The 14354-nt window shown below is 44.3% G+C and carries 12 protein-coding genes; 1 reads left to right on the top strand and 11 read right to left on the bottom strand.

From position 1 onward, the window contains the following. Positions 1 to 3: 3 nt before the first annotated feature. The 11 genes from DEO27_RS03225 to DEO27_RS03175 form a co-directional block, all read right to left on the bottom strand. Positions 4 to 780 carry an enoyl-CoA hydratase/isomerase family protein gene (locus DEO27_RS03225; RefSeq protein WP_112569675.1) on the bottom strand — a complete coding sequence of 259 codons (777 nt, stop codon included), beginning with the start codon at positions 778 to 780 and terminating at the stop codon, positions 4 to 6. 8 nt (positions 781 to 788) lie between these two features. After that, positions 789 to 2603: an AMP-dependent synthetase/ligase gene (locus DEO27_RS03220; RefSeq protein WP_112569673.1), complete on the bottom strand. Its 1815-nt coding sequence runs from the start codon at positions 2601 to 2603 to the stop codon at positions 789 to 791. A 33-nt stretch (positions 2604 to 2636) separates the two neighbouring features. After that, on the bottom strand, positions 2637 to 3812 hold the full coding sequence (locus DEO27_RS03215; RefSeq protein ID WP_112569671.1) for an acetyl-CoA C-acyltransferase: 1176 nt from the start codon (positions 3810 to 3812) through the stop codon (positions 2637 to 2639). 28 nt (positions 3813 to 3840) lie between these two features. Continuing rightward, positions 3841 to 6222, bottom strand: a complete 2382-nt coding sequence (locus DEO27_RS03210) for a 3-hydroxyacyl-CoA dehydrogenase/enoyl-CoA hydratase family protein (RefSeq protein WP_112569669.1) — start codon at positions 6220 to 6222, stop codon at positions 3841 to 3843. Between the two features lie 31 nt (positions 6223 to 6253). Further along, positions 6254 to 6706: a DUF2147 domain-containing protein gene (locus tag DEO27_RS03205; protein ID WP_112569667.1), complete on the bottom strand. Its 453-nt coding sequence runs from the start codon at positions 6704 to 6706 to the stop codon at positions 6254 to 6256. Between the two features lie 249 nt (positions 6707 to 6955). Further along, complete coding sequence (locus DEO27_RS03200; RefSeq protein ID WP_112569665.1) at positions 6956 to 7225, bottom strand: acyl-CoA-binding protein; 270 nt, start codon at positions 7223 to 7225, stop codon at positions 6956 to 6958. Positions 7226 to 7318: 93 nt separating this feature from the next. Then, positions 7319 to 7762 (bottom strand): acyl-CoA thioesterase, encoded by a 444-nt coding sequence (locus tag DEO27_RS03195; protein ID WP_112569663.1) that lies wholly within the window; start codon positions 7760 to 7762, stop codon positions 7319 to 7321. Positions 7763 to 7775: 13 nt separating this feature from the next. Continuing rightward, the gene (locus DEO27_RS03190) at positions 7776 to 8753 is read right to left on the bottom strand and encodes an electron transfer flavoprotein subunit alpha/FixB family protein (RefSeq protein ID WP_112569661.1); all 978 of its coding nucleotides are present in this window, start codon (positions 8751 to 8753) and stop codon (positions 7776 to 7778) included. A gap of 243 nt (positions 8754 to 8996) precedes the next feature. Then, positions 8997 to 9740, bottom strand: coding sequence for an electron transfer flavoprotein subunit beta/FixA family protein (locus tag DEO27_RS03185; protein ID WP_112570046.1), 744 nt, complete (start codon positions 9738 to 9740; stop codon positions 8997 to 8999). Between the two features lie 216 nt (positions 9741 to 9956). Next, entirely contained in the window at positions 9957 to 11753 is a 1797-nt protein-coding gene (locus DEO27_RS03180; protein ID WP_112569659.1) for an acyl-CoA dehydrogenase family protein, read from the bottom strand. A gap of 258 nt (positions 11754 to 12011) precedes the next feature. Further along, positions 12012 to 12899: a helix-turn-helix domain-containing protein gene (locus DEO27_RS03175; protein ID WP_112569657.1), complete on the bottom strand. Its 888-nt coding sequence runs from the start codon at positions 12897 to 12899 to the stop codon at positions 12012 to 12014. Positions 12900 to 13118: 219 nt separating this feature from the next. Here DEO27_RS03175 and DEO27_RS03170 point away from each other — a divergent pair, with 219 nt between their 5' ends. After that, positions 13119 to 14342, top strand: coding sequence for an OmpP1/FadL family transporter (locus DEO27_RS03170; RefSeq protein ID WP_112569656.1), 1224 nt, complete (start codon positions 13119 to 13121; stop codon positions 14340 to 14342). Positions 14343 to 14354: the final 12 nt, after the last annotated feature.

Below are 14354 nucleotides of genomic sequence, written 5' to 3'. Positions count from 1 at the left end.
CAATTATTTAACAGCTGTATTTTTTGATTTTAAATTCTGGATCATCATCTGCAGGCCTTGCCGGGTTTCAGGCGCCCACCATTGCTTCAGCATTTTATTCAATGTCTCGGTTTGGTCGGCCCTTAATTTACCTGTCAAGTCTTTTCGTAAATTCAATTTGCTTTCAGTCCAGGTAACGGGGTTCAGTTTCATATAAGCCGTTACCTTCTCTGTTGCCGCGTTCATTAGCTTGTCCGGTGAAACAACTGCGTCGATAAGCCCGGCTTCCAAAGCTTCATTTACCTGGAGCAGCTTACCCTCCATCAAATATTGATAAGCCTTACGCTGACCAAGCCAAAAGGCATATAAATTAAAAACACTATCAGGAACGATAATGCCAACCGGTACCTCATTTAACCCTATGATAAATGCACCCTCTGCCATTATCCGGTAATCGCAGCAAATAGCTAATACACAGCCCCCGGCAGGACTGTGCCCGCTTACGGCGGCCACTATTGGCTTCCTGAAAGCTGCCAACCTATTTTGTAGGGCTAAAAAGTCTATCCAGAATTGACGGCTTTGTTCTTCGTTGTAATCATAGGCCTCAATCAGATCAATCCCTGACGAAAAAAAGCCTTCCTTCCCGGTTAAAATAACACCGCCCACGTTATCATCACTCTCCAGTGTTTTTATACAGGCATCAAGCTCTTTAACCATTTCATGATTAATGGCATTTGACCGGCCCCGGTTTAGCGCAATTGTAACCAACCTGCCCTGTATTGTTGTTTGAAATGTATTCATCCGGTTAATCAGTTTACAAGAGTGGGATCCTCGCTCACTTCGCAGGGATACATTTTATCTATTTCGGCTTTGTATTTTTCGGTGATCACCTTCCGTTTCATTTTCCCGGTTGGTGTAAGTTCGCCGCTGTCTATCGACCATTCGTTGGGAAGCAAGGATATCTTCTTCACCTGTTCTACGTGGTTAAATTCGGGATTATAGTTATCGATAATTGATTGATACAGTTTGATCACCCTTGCATCTTTAACCAATTCATTTTTGGATGAAAAAGTGATGCCATTTTCCTTACACCAGGGGTTTAAGTGCGTATAAGATGGTACGATCAATGCTGCAACAAATTTCCTTTCTGATCCAACAACCATCATCTGCTCAATAAAATAATTCTCCTTCATTTTATTTTCGATGGGTAGCGGAGCTACGTATTTACCGCCCGAGGTTTTAAAGATCTCTTTTTTACGGTCAGTTATTTTCAGGAATGAATCTTTATCCAGCTCACCTATATCGCCGGTGTGGAACCATCCGCCTTCCAGTACATCTGCAGTAAGGTCAGGATTTTTATAATACCCGAGCATAACATTGGGGCCTTTACAAAGGATCTCGCCATCAGGCGCTATCTTCACCTGCACACCACTCAGCAAACGGCCTACGGTGCCAAATTTTCTGTCACTTTTCTGATAGCAGTTAACAGCAATTACCGGCGAGGTTTCGGTAAGCCCGTAACCTTCCATGATAACAATATTAGCTGCGGTGAAAATTTTCTCCAGCTTAATTGGGCAAGCCGAACTACCAACCACTATGGCGTTTATATTTCCGCCAATAGCATCGCGCCATTTACTGTAAACCAATTTATCGGCTATGGCCAGCTTGATCTTATACCACAGGCTGGAATTATTAATTTCATACGCTTCGGCCACTCTTACCGACCAGAAAAAGATCTTCCTTTTAATACCGGTCAGCTTCTGGCCCTGCACCATAATTTTCTCAAACACCTTTTCGAGCAAGCGGGGCACAGCGGTAAAAAGGGAAGGTTTTACCTCTTTCATATTTGCGCCTATGGTATCCATGCTTTCTGCATAGTAAATAGAAAAACCGTAGTAGAGATACACGTATGTACACATCTTTTCAAAAATGTGGTTTAGCGGTAAAAAGCTCAAAACACGTTTTTCATTCAGCGGGATTCGGGTAAGGATATCGCCGGATGCCATTGCATTGGTCATGATATTTTTATGCGTAAGCATTACCCCTTTAGGCCGGCCGGTAGTGCCCGACGTATAAATGATAGTTGCCACATCATCCTCAATGATGTGATCGGTTATTTGCTGTATTTTTTGCAGAGCGCCATCTTTTAAGGGCTTAAGCAATGTTACCCAATGATTACAACTCTCAATGCTATCGAAAGTAAAAATGGCTTTTAGTGAGGGGATATTTAAATGTACCTCTTTAACCTTATCGCATAAATCTTTACTGCTTACAAATACATATTTAACCTCAGCTTCGTTCAGGATCTGTTCAATTTCCTTAGTACCGGTATTAGGGTAAAGCGGCACTAATATGGCACCCGTTTGCTGCACTGCCAGGTCGGTTATTATCCATTCGGGCCGGCCGTTGCTTATCAGCCCTATTTTATCGCGACCTTCGGTTGTACCATCACCACCCGAAACTCCCAGATCCAGCAAAGCCGCGGATAGCTGGTTGATCATCGTATGCACTTCTTCGGTGCTGTAAGATCTCCACGAACCATTCTCTTTTGCATTCAAAAGATCCGCCTTAGGCTCTTTGGCCTGGGCAATCATGCAATCAAACAATCTTGTCGCCTTTTCCATGTTTGCAGCAATTATTTAGATAATGGTAATTTCCTATAACAGTTCAAATACACCTGCAGCGCCCTGCCCGGTGCCCACGCACATGGTAACCATACCATACTTTTTTTCCCGTCTTTTCAATTCGTTAAAAAGCTGAACAGAAAGTTTGGCCCCGGTGCAGCCAAGCGGGTGACCAAGTGATATCGCACCGCCGTTCACATTTACAATGTCAGGGTTAAGCCCCAATCCCTTTATTATTGCCAACGATTGTGAAGCAAAGGCTTCATTCAGTTCTATCAGCTCAATATCCTGCTGCTTCATTCCGGCCATTTTTAACACTTTGGGGATTGCCACCAGCGGACCAATCCCCATGATCCGGGGCGGCACACCCGCAACGGCATAATTAATTAGCCGGGCAATGGGTTTAAGGTTATTCTGTTTCAGAAAGCGTTCGCTAACCACCATCACAAAGGCAGCCCCATCGCTGGTTTGCGACGAGTTGCCTGCAGTAACCACACCTTTTGCATCAAACACGGGTTTAAGCTTAGCCAGTGCATCAATTGAGGTATCGCTGCGCGGACCTTCATCTGTATCTACCTTAAATTCTCGTTTCTTTTTTTTGCCGCTCTCATCTACATAGGTTTCCACAATGTTTACCGGTGCTATTTCATCTTTAAATTTGCCTTCCTTAATGGCACTGATAGCTTTTTGGTGAGAATTATACGCGAACTGGTCCTGCTCTTCGCGACTGATGTGATATTCCCTGGCAACGGCTTCGGCAGTAAGGCCCATACCCCAGTAATAATCAGGGTGGGCAAGGGCAATATCGGCGTTTGGAACAATGCGCCAGCCCCCCATCGGGATCAGGCTCATGCTTTCTACACCACCGGCAATAATACAATCGGCAATACCGCTGTGTATTTTTGCTGATGCGATGGCAATCGTTTCCAAACCTGACGAACAATAGCGGTTTACTGTCATGCCGGGTACTTTATCGGTATCAAGTGCCATTAATGAAATCAGGCGGGCAACATTCAATCCCTGTTCAGCTTCCGGTGTAGCATTGCCTACTATCACATCGTCTATCTGTTCTTTATCCACGTTAGGCACCGACGCCAGCAGATGCCTGATAACATCCGCTGCAAGCGTATCCGGACGGGTAAACCTGAACCCGCCCCGGGTAGCTTTTCCAACAGCACTGCGGCTGGCTGCCACTATATATGCGTTCATTTTATTGAGATTTTATACTTATTGAAATTTAGTTCCTTAATACTTTTCCGCCAGTTAAAATGGATTGGATCCGCTCGAGCGTTTTCTTTTCAGTGCAAAGCGAAAGAAATGCTTCACGCTCCAATCCGAGCAAATATTCTTCGCTCACCATTGAAGGTTGGGACAGATCGCCCCCTGAAAGTACATAGGCCAGTTTCTGCGAGATCTTCACATCATGCTCGCTGATGTAATTGCCGCTATACATAGAATTGGCACCCACGTAGCCCAGGCCCAGGGCCTGTTTGCCCAGTACCCTGATATCGCCACGCGGAATAGGCTGCACGTACCCTTCGTTAGCCATCTGCAGGCATTGTTGTTTGGCTTCGGCAAGTAACCTTTCTCGTGATACCACGACAACGTCCCTTCCCTTTTTGAGGTAGCCAAACTCAAAAGCCTCATAAGCCGAAGTAGATACTTTAGCCTGGCCGATGGTTAAAAAACGATCACGGAAATTATTGAGTTCTACATCGCCCTCCTGAAGTTCGTCTGACAGACGAAGGGCAAATTCCTTTGTCCCTCCGCCGCCCGGTATCAAGCCAACGCCAAACTCAACAAGGCCCATATACAGTTCGGCATGTGCTACCACCTTATCGGCATGCAGGCACATTTCGCAGCCACCACCCAGGGCCATTTGATGAGGGGCTATTACAACCGGTACAGATGAATAACGGATCCGCATCATCGTATTCTGAAAGGCTTTGATCACCATATTCAACTCGTCAAACTCCTGCTCAACAGCCATCATGAATATCATGCCTACGTTAGCCCCAGCGCTGAAATTTGCCCCCTCGTTTGATATAACCAATCCCCGGTAGCTTGCTTCGGCAAGGGTAATTGCTTTATTTATACCTTCAATCACCTCGCCGCCTATCGTATTCATTTTGGTATGAAATTCAAGGTTCAGGATGCCATCGCCGATATCGGTAATGGTAGTATCGCTGTTTTTCCAAACTGTATTGGTTTCGCGGATATTATTGAGTAAGATAAGACCCTCCGTACCCGGAATTATTTTGTAGCTTTTTGATGGGATATCATAGTACAGGCGTTTACCATCCTCCACCTTATAGAAGCTTTTTGCACCGGCCGTAAGCATATCATATACCCATTGAGCAGGTTTATGCCCTGCAGCTTCCATAGCTTTTACTGTATCCTCAAGGCCAAGCGCATCCCATTTTTCAAAAGGGCCCAGTTCCCAGCCAAAGCCTGCATTGGTAGCAGCATCTATTTTATAAAGTTCGTCGGCTATTTCGGGGATGCGGTTACTGGCATAAGCAAATAACTGGTAAAAGGTGGCCCGGTAAAAGTCGCCGGCTTTGTCTTTTGCTGAAACCAGGATTTTAAGTCTATCCCGGAGATTATCAACCGCTTTTGTAGTTTCAAGCGAGGCAAATTTTACTTTTTGGGAAGGTTTGTACTCAAGCGTTTTCAGATCAAGCGCGTAAAACTGGTTTCCTCCTTCACCTTTCTCCTTTTTGTAGAACCCCTGACCTGTTTTACTGCCCAGCCAGTTATTTTTCACCATTCCATCTACAAATTCCGGGACCTTGAATAATTCCCTGGCCTCATCGCCGGGCGCGTTTTTGTAAAGGCCATTGGCAACATGCACCATGGTATCCAAACCCACCACATCATTGGTACGGAACGTGGCCGATTTAGGGTGGCCTATTACCGGCCCTGTGAGCTTATCAACTTCTTCAACGGTCATACCGGTTTGCTCCACATAATGCAAAACACTCATGATGCTAAAAACCCCGATGCGGTTGCCGATAAATGCCGGCGTATCTTTGGCTAATACGGTGGTTTTTCCAAGGTATTTTGCGCCGTACTCCATCAAAAAGTCAACAACACTTGCCAGGGTATCTTTTGTAGGAATGATTTCCAGTAGTTTTAAATACCGCGGCGGGTTAAAAAAATGGCTGCCGCAAAAATGTTTTTTAAAATCATCGCTCCTGCCTTCAGCCATTAAATGTATCGGGATGCCTGATGTATTTGAAGTGATCAGCGTTCCGGGCTTGCGGTACTTTTCTACCGTTTCAAACACCTGCTGTTTTATATCCAACCGCTCAACCACTACTTCTATCACCCAATCGCAATCAGCAATTTTGGGCATATCATCTTCAAAATTTCCGGTTGTGATACGCTTTGCGAATGATTTAAGGTAGATGGGCGAAGGATTTGATTTTAAAGTAAAGTCAAGCGCATCGTTCACAATTTTATTCCGCACTTTCTTATCTGCCGGTGGGGCATCCTTAGGTACAATATCAAGCAACAGTACTTGTACGCCGACATTTGCAAAATGGCAGGCGATGCGACTGCCCATTACTCCCGACCCTAATACTGCAACCTTTTTTATAATTCGTTTAGCATCCATTAGTATCTGCTTGTTTTATTAATTGTTTAATTTATTCTGCCCGCGACCAGGTAGTTGTACGCCCGAAAAGTGAAATGCCGATGTATCCGCGGATATCAAGCGTTTCGCCTTTGCAGGTCATTTTGCAGGAATATGTTTTACCGTTATTGGGATCGTAGATTGTTCCGCCCGAATATTTGTTTTCACCATCTTTTACAAAATCGGCTAATACAGGCAAGCCCAACCTCGGTCTTGAGCGCAGCTTTTCATCGGTATTCATTTCATCAACCTTAGGCTTCCCGTTTTTTAAAGGCTCCTTAAGCCATACCACCTTGCCGTAAAACTTGCCGTTGTTTTCTTTAGTGATCTGGATTTTGGCACTTTTTACATCATTATACCATAAGCCTTCAATTTTATCGCTTTGCGCTTTTGCATTGATACTTACAGCTGCAATAGTTAGCAGGATTAATGCAAAACGGACGAAATGTTTTTTTGATGCTGACATTGCCTTAGGTGTTTTTTATAATTAAAACAGCTCTTTCACGGGTGTATAAATGCGTTTAAAGTTTTACAAGGAGTGATACCCGGCATCAATTAAAACCCATCTAAAAAAGAGACAGAATAGAATTATAAAATGGTTAAATAATTTTAGTCCCGGTAAATACCGGTTGGTTTATAATAACAAATATCTATTTCTGCGGCGCTTTATAAAGGTCTAAACGGCGGAAACATTTGTCAATATTTCGGATTAAAGCTAATTGGTTTTATTTGATAACTGCGCTACCAAATTGATATATTGCTCCATGGCATCATCTGCAGAAGTACCTTGCAATTTTAACCATGCATCATACTTTGCTTTAGCCACAAAATCAAACATAGCGGGAGGGTTTCCTGTATTTAGATCACCTTCGGTTGCTTGCTTATATAAACTATACAGGCGTAATAATGTTTCATTATCTGGCTTTGAGGGCAGTTCTTTACTCTCTTTAACAGCACTTTCAAAGGTGTCTTTCAGGTTGGTCATGGTTAAATTATTTAAAGGCTACAAGCGGAAGGCATAAAGCTTAAAGCTGCTGAGCTACTAATCGTTTCAATTGATTATTATAGGTAAATCTCATCAGGCAGAATTGCCCTCTTCAACATAATCGCTGCTGCGGGGTGCTTTCATAAACATCTCGCTTAACTCCGCAGGTAATATGGCGAGTTTACGCTTCTCCATATCTATCCATGAACCCTCGGCATTTACGATAGCAGCTTTAACACCATCGCTCCGGTATAGTTCATGCCTGATTGCCCAGCGCGAACCATCAGGCCGGGACCTGATGAGTTCGCAGGTTACCCTGATCTGCTCGTTGATCCCTATTTCTCGCAGGTAAATCATCTCTTCCCTGAATAATACCGGCCCTATTTTGTATTCATAAAGTGTGGGCAGTTTTAAACCCAGGCTTTCCAGCATAATTATACGGGCCTGAGCTGCAAAATCTGCATAAGCAGAATGCCGCATATGCTGGTTCGAGTCTATCTGTGACCATAGCACCTGTCCTTCATAAAAAAAATCCATAGCCGTGATTATTTTATTGATGATGTTCCTTAAACTTTTTAACAGCTGCTGTTAGTCGTGGCAAAATCTCCAATGCGTCACCAACTACACCATAATTGGCAGCTTTAAAAAATGGGGCCTCCGGATCTTTGTTGATCACAACAATAGTTTTTGAACCATTTACTCCTGCCAGATGCTGTATAGCTCCCGAGATCCCAACGGCGATATACAAATTAGGGCGAATGGTGCCGCCTGTTTGGCCCACATGTTCGTGATGCGGTCGCCAATGAGAATCGGCCACCGGGCGCGAACATGCTGTGGCAGCACCCAGTTCTTTTGCCAGGTCCTCCAGAATACCCCAGTTTTCGGGGCCTTTTAATCCACGACCACCCGAAACAACCAGTTCGGCATCAGCAAGCGGAACTTCGCCGGTTACTTTGTTTACCGATTTAACTTTTACGCCGAAATCTTTATCGCTAAAGCTTACATCCAGATGCTCAACAACCGCCTTCCCCTCCAGCTTTTCAACCGGGAAGGTATTAGGCATCAGCATAATTATCTTTACTTCACTTAAAATATTTACATACGCAAATGCTTTACCCGAAAACACTGCTTTTTTAATCACAAAGCCTTTTTCTGTATCAGGGTACGAGAGCGCGCCTGCCACAAGGCCCGCTTTTAGTTTTACAGCTACCCGAGGCGCTACTGCCCTACCCGTAATGTCATGAAGGGTCACAATCACTTTGCTATCCTCCTTTTTTGCAGCGGCTATCAATGCACCGGCATACGCACCGGAATGCAGCTCGTTCAAACGGCTATCGGCAACGTGCAGCACCTTTTGAGCGCCATACTGGCCAAGGCCTTCCATTTCTGTAGCGGCAACATTGCCTAAAGCAAGGGCAGTTGCTGTAGTACCTATTTTTCGGGCTATCTGCGCGGCATATTGCACTGCTTCAAAGCTTTGTTTTTTTATAATTCCGCCGGTATGTTCTACTAATACTATTACAGACATTTTTTATTTTTTTAGTTGAGATGCTCCGATGTAGTTCACTATGGGCGTTTGGAAGATTTTTTAATTCCTTCCCTCGGGAGGGTTGCGGCCGAAATGTGCGTCGGCAGGGAGGGGTTTGTTCGCTATTTCAGGCGAACAGATGTATTGATGAACCCCTCCCTACACCCTCCCAAGGGAGGGAATCGCACAATCCCCATGTTTTTTAAATCTTCCTGGCACCAGTGGCCGGAATAAATATGATCATTAAATAACTTTGGCCTCCGTATGTAACAGTTCTACCAATTCATCCAGATTGTCTGGGCTAACCAGTTTGATACCTGTCTTGGCCGGCGGCAATTCGTAGGACAATATTTCGGTTACTGCCGTTATTTTTGAAGGCGTGATAACTTTTAACGGACGGGTACGGGCAGCCATTATACCGCGCATATTGGGAATCCGGGCTTCGGCAACACCTTTTTGGCAGGAAATAACCAGGGGCAAATTACAGGAATCTGTTTCCTCGCCGCCCTCGATTTCACGCGTTACCACAGCAGTATCAGCCTCTATCTGGATACCGGTTGCAAAACCAATGTAATCAATGTCCAGCAATTCGGCCAGCATAGCGCCTGTAGTACCGTTATTATAATCGATAGACTCTTTGCCGCATAAGATAATGTCATAACCCGCTCCGGCAGCATATTCAGCTATATGATGCGCTATTTCGTAAGGGTCGTTACTATCTGCATCAATGCGAATGGCTTCATCACCACCGAGCGCCAATGCTTTCCTGATCACGGGCTCAACATCGGCTTTACCCACGGTTACGAGGTGAACATCGGCAGCTATGCCACTTTCTTTCAGTTCGATAGCTCTGATCAACGCGTACCATTCATCGTATGGATTAATCACCCAGGTAATACCATCACTATTAACCGAGGTATTATTATTTTTCAATACAATTTTGGTGCTCGTGTCGGGCACCTGACTTATGCACACTAATATTCTCATTATCAGCTTTTCGTTTTTTAGGTTGATATTATTTAAGGGAAATGAAAGTCCCATGCCCATTACCGTTAACATGAGGAGTAAAAGCGCGGGCTTGTGCGATTCCCCTCTTGAGAGGGGTGGAGGGGTGTGTTTCTGCTTTGATAAACTTGTTGGAGAAACACACCCCTGCTGCCGCTCGTTCCTTCGCCCCCCCTCTCAAGAGGGGATTTTAAAAAACTAAAAGCAATATTTATTTTCAGCAATCAGTTTTGCTGCAATATTTCTGCGTGCCTGGGTGGTATTAATATCCTCTGTTTTGGTGAAGCGCTTAAGGCCCATCAGCATCATCCTTCTTTCGTCGCCCTCGGCAAATGAGTTTAGCGCATCCCTGCCGAATTTTGCGATGTGTTCTGCGGCATCATTGATATATACGTGCATCATATCCAGTTGCTCTTTGCAGGCATCTTCGCCCCTTAAACCAACCAATTTCTCCACCCTCAATTGAAGCGATTCGCTTACATAAAGTTCTATCAGCATATCGGCCAGGTTCATCAATACTTCCTGCTCTTTACCCAATTGCGTCATCAATTTTTGAACAGCAGCTCCGGCAACCAGCAATATGGCATTTTTAAAATTGGCTATATATTTCTTTTCTTTAGTAAACAAGCCATCTTCTTCAGCAGCGCCAAAATCAGGAATGCTTACCAGTTCGCCGGCTACCTTCTGAGCCGGTCCCATAAGGTCAAGCTCACCTTTCATGGCACGTTTCAGCATCATATCAACGGTTAACAGCCGGTTGATTTCATTGGTGCCTTCAAAGATGCGGTTGATCCTTGAATCCCGGTATGACCTATCCATTGGAGCCTCTGCGCTGTAGCCCATCCCGCCGTAAATCTGCACACCTTCGTCAGTTACATAATCCAAAACCTCTGAAGCGTGCACTTTAAGTATTGCGGCTTCTATGGCAAATTGCTCAGTCCCCTTCAACTTTGCTTTGTTTTCATCAAGGCCCGAAGCGATTAACATTTCTGTAGCCTCTTCCATATTCTGGCTGGCCCTGTACACCGCCGATTCAGCAGCGTAAGTACGGATGGCCTGTTCGGCCAGTTTATATTTTATAGCCCCATATTTGGAAATAGCCCGCCCAAACTGTTCCCGTTCGTTGGCATAGCGTACAGATGACGTGATCACATCCTTACTTGCGCCAACGGTTCCGCCACCTAATTTGATACGACCGAGGTTTAGGATATTAACGGCAATCTTAAATCCGTTCTGGCGTTCGGAAAGGAGGTTTTCGACCGGCACCTTGCAATCGTTAAAAAATACCTGTCGGGTTGAGCTTCCCTTAATACCCATTTTATGTTCTTCCGTATTTAACGAAAGTCCCTCGAAATCTTTTTCGACAATAAACGCGCTCAGGTTTTCATCATCATCAATTTTGGCAAAAACGGTAAACACATCAGCAAAACCCGCATTGGTGATCCACATTTTTTGACCGGTAATAAGATAATGTTTACCATCGGCAGAAAGCTTTGCCCTGGTTTTACCCGAATTGGCATCCGAGCCGGCGGCTGGTTCTGTAAGGCAATACGCCCCCTTCCACTCGCCACTTGCCAGTTTTGGGATATATTTTTGTTTTTGAGCATCGTTGCCATAGTATAATATTGGCATAGTGCCTATACCTGTATGCGCCGAAAAAGCAACGGAAAACGAATGCCCCGCGCCCAGCTTTTCGGTAACCAGCATGGCAGTTTTAAAATCTTTACCGAAACCACCATATTCTTCAGGTACGGATATGCCTAACAATCCCAATGCGCCGGCCTCATCCATTAAATGACGCATTAATCCCTCCTCCTGCTCATCAATTCGCTGCAAATTTGGTGTTACCTGCTGTGCAAGAAAATTGGTACATGTTTCGGCGATCATCAACTGTTCTTCATTCCATTCTTCAGGAATAAAAATGCTGTCCGCGGAAGTTTCCCTGATCAAAAACTCGCCTCCTTTTATGGCTTTCATCGGTTCTGTGGCATTCATAAAGTTTTATTGGTTTATAATCAGGAGTAAAATTAGAGGCATTATTAAACCAAAGAAAGGGCAGCAATGCGGAGATATTAGTCAAAAAGTCGGAAATGATTGAGGGGAAGGAAGGGGTGTGGGGATATTAGTAGAAGTACTCAGGATGCAACAACAATGTCATTGTGAGGAGGAACGACGAAGCAATCGCATGCTATACAGGGAAGCTTTGCTTCCGTGCGATTGCCGCGCTATCGCTCGCAATGACATTTTTTTCAATCAATGCGCAGATATTGCCCTGTAATCGGATGGCGACATGCCGGTATGCTTCTTGAAATATTTGCCAAATGAAGATTGATCGGGGAAATGGATACTCTCGGCAGCCCGGGCGATGCTTATTTCATGATTTCTTAGTAATACCTTGGCTTCCAGAATCACGGCATCATCTATCCATTCGCCGGCAGTTCTTCCGGTTACGTCCTTAATGGTCTCTGTTAAATGCTTTGAGGAAACGTAAAGTGCATCGGCATAATACTGCACGTTGCGGTGTTCTTTATAATGATGAAAAACCAGGGCCTGGAAAAGTACATTCAGTTCCTGTTTCCTGGTTTGCTTACCTTTTATGATGGTATGCTGCTTTTCGTAAATAGCCTGGATCTCATAAAGCAGCGTCATTAAAATACTTCTGGATATTTCAACATGGTATGGATGTCCTTCACGTGTCAGTTTTTGCCGGATTAGTAAATAGATCTCGAGTATCATTTTGGCATCGGCATTATCCGGATAGATCACCGGAATAGATGCACTGTTAAAATAACTGAACGATTCAAGAAAATGACTATTAACACTGTTTTCGATCAAAAATGCTTTACTGAATACAACAAACCGGCATAAAAAATCGGGGCTGCTATTGTATATTCTTAAAACATGAAAAGGGGTTGCCAGCAGCATGGCATCCGGGTGAGCATCGTAAATTTGCAGGTTTACTTCAACCTTGGCAGTCCCCCGTGTACAGATGCCGATGATATAGCCATCCGAACGATAGGGATATTCGCTCAGGCTTAATAATTGCTTTTCATCAACAACAAAAAAATCGGCACCGGCCAGCTTATCTGCATATAGATCTGCAAATTTCGACAGGCTTAACTGTCCAACCTTATTATTCATATAGTGTAGATATTATAATTCAGTTACTGCATTTATTAAAAAAGACGGTTATAAGGCTATTTTTCTTATCTGATATTAAAAATAAGTTTTATCCGACTTTTTGACTAATATCTCCGCATTATAGCCCTTTTTTTCTTTTCAATCCAAACTAATTTTATCCCTGATAGTTTCAAATTGTAACCTAAAGGCAATTTCCTGTCGCGAACCAATTATAATCTTATGAGAAAAATTCTACTCCTGGTGCTTACCATAGCACCGCTATTAGCTTATTCCCAAGGTTTCCAGGTTAATTTGGAAGGGCAAAAGCAAATAGGTATGGGCCATACCGGTACGGGCATTGTACAGGATGGCGCTTCCGTATTTTTTAACCCGGGTGCGGTGGCCATGCTCTCCGAAAATTACATACAGGGAGGAATAAGCCCTCTATTGTTCAAATCTGTTTTCAACCCGGCCGGAACATCAATCCAAAATCACACTTCAAATAAAGTGGCAACCCCATTCCAGGCTTATGCAGTATGGGGGCCAAAATCTTCATTCTGGAAACTGGGTATTGGTGTTTATACTCCCTTTGGCGGTTTAACCGACTGGGGAAACACCTGGCAGGGTAAATACGTGCTGGAAAGCCTTAATCTGAAAGCCATTTATATTCAGCCTACACTAAGTGTAAAACTGGCCGATTGGATGAGTATTGGCGGAGGATTTGTTTATAACCACGGCAGTGTTGACCTGACACGGGCCATCCCGCTGGCAAATAGCAATGGCGATGTTGGCCAGGCCCGGTTAAAGGGTAGCGGCAAAGGTTACGGTTGGAATGCCGGCGTTTACTTTAAAACGGAAGCGGGTATCACCATTGGAATCACGCACCGCTCGCAGGTAAATACTACGATTCCGGCCGGCGATGCCATTTTTACTGTACCTGCATCATTACAAAGCAGTTTTCCGCAGCCCAATACTTTTAGATCAACCATACCATTGCCTGCTACTAATTCTATCGGCTTCGGATTTTATCCGGGCAGTAAATGGATTTTGGCGCTGGATGTTAACCTCGTAAACTGGGATAGCTATAAAACATTATCATTTGATTATAAAACCAACACAGCAGTATTACAGGATACCCACTCTGCCCGAAATTACCAGCAGGCGTATAGTTTGCGCGGAGGCGCCCAGTACAAGGCAAATGATAAACTTGCCCTGCGTTTTGGCGGCGGCTATGCCAGCACCGCCGTTTTGGATGGCTATGTAACTCCCGAAGCTCCCGATGCCAACCGGGTTTACGGTACACTTGGTTTAGGTTATACCGTTGCTAAACACCTTGATATAGATATTTCCTTTGAGTATGAGCACCTGATGCAGCGTACCCAAACCAATTTCGAATCGCAGTTATCCGGAACATTTAAAACCGATGTATATATACCAGGTATCTCATTGGCTTATCATTGGTAATCTTTTAAAGAA

The organism is Mucilaginibacter rubeus (genome assembly GCF_003286415.2).
Classification (GTDB): Bacteria; Bacteroidota; Bacteroidia; order Sphingobacteriales; family Sphingobacteriaceae; genus Mucilaginibacter; species Mucilaginibacter rubeus_A.
Note: the sequence above shows the minus strand (reverse complement) of the source record. Positions and strands in the feature narration are given on the sequence as shown.

Coding starts and splice junctions, on each gene's coding strand:
- DEO27_RS03225 (WP_112569675.1), bottom strand. CDS start 780: ATGAATACATTTCAAACAACAATACAGGGCAGGTTGGTTACAATTGCG.
- DEO27_RS03220 (WP_112569673.1), bottom strand. CDS start 2,603: ATGGAAAAGGCGACAAGATTGTTTGATTGCATGATTGCCCAGGCCAAA.
- DEO27_RS03215 (WP_112569671.1), bottom strand. CDS start 3,812: ATGAACGCATATATAGTGGCAGCCAGCCGCAGTGCTGTTGGAAAAGCT.
- DEO27_RS03210 (WP_112569669.1), bottom strand. CDS start 6,222: ATGGATGCTAAACGAATTATAAAAAAGGTTGCAGTATTAGGGTCGGGA.
- DEO27_RS03205 (WP_112569667.1), bottom strand. CDS start 6,706: ATGTCAGCATCAAAAAAACATTTCGTCCGTTTTGCATTAATCCTGCTA.
- DEO27_RS03200 (WP_112569665.1), bottom strand. CDS start 7,225: ATGACCAACCTGAAAGACACCTTTGAAAGTGCTGTTAAAGAGAGTAAA.
- DEO27_RS03195 (WP_112569663.1), bottom strand. CDS start 7,762: ATGGATTTTTTTTATGAAGGACAGGTGCTATGGTCACAGATAGACTCG.
- DEO27_RS03190 (WP_112569661.1), bottom strand. CDS start 8,753: ATGTCTGTAATAGTATTAGTAGAACATACCGGCGGAATTATAAAAAAA.
- DEO27_RS03185 (WP_112570046.1), bottom strand. CDS start 9,740: ATGAGAATATTAGTGTGCATAAGTCAGGTGCCCGACACGAGCACCAAA.
- DEO27_RS03180 (WP_112569659.1), bottom strand. CDS start 11,753: ATGAATGCCACAGAACCGATGAAAGCCATAAAAGGAGGCGAGTTTTTG.
- DEO27_RS03175 (WP_112569657.1), bottom strand. CDS start 12,899: ATGAATAATAAGGTTGGACAGTTAAGCCTGTCGAAATTTGCAGATCTA.
- DEO27_RS03170 (WP_112569656.1), top strand. CDS start 13,119: ATGAGAAAAATTCTACTCCTGGTGCTTACCATAGCACCGCTATTAGCT.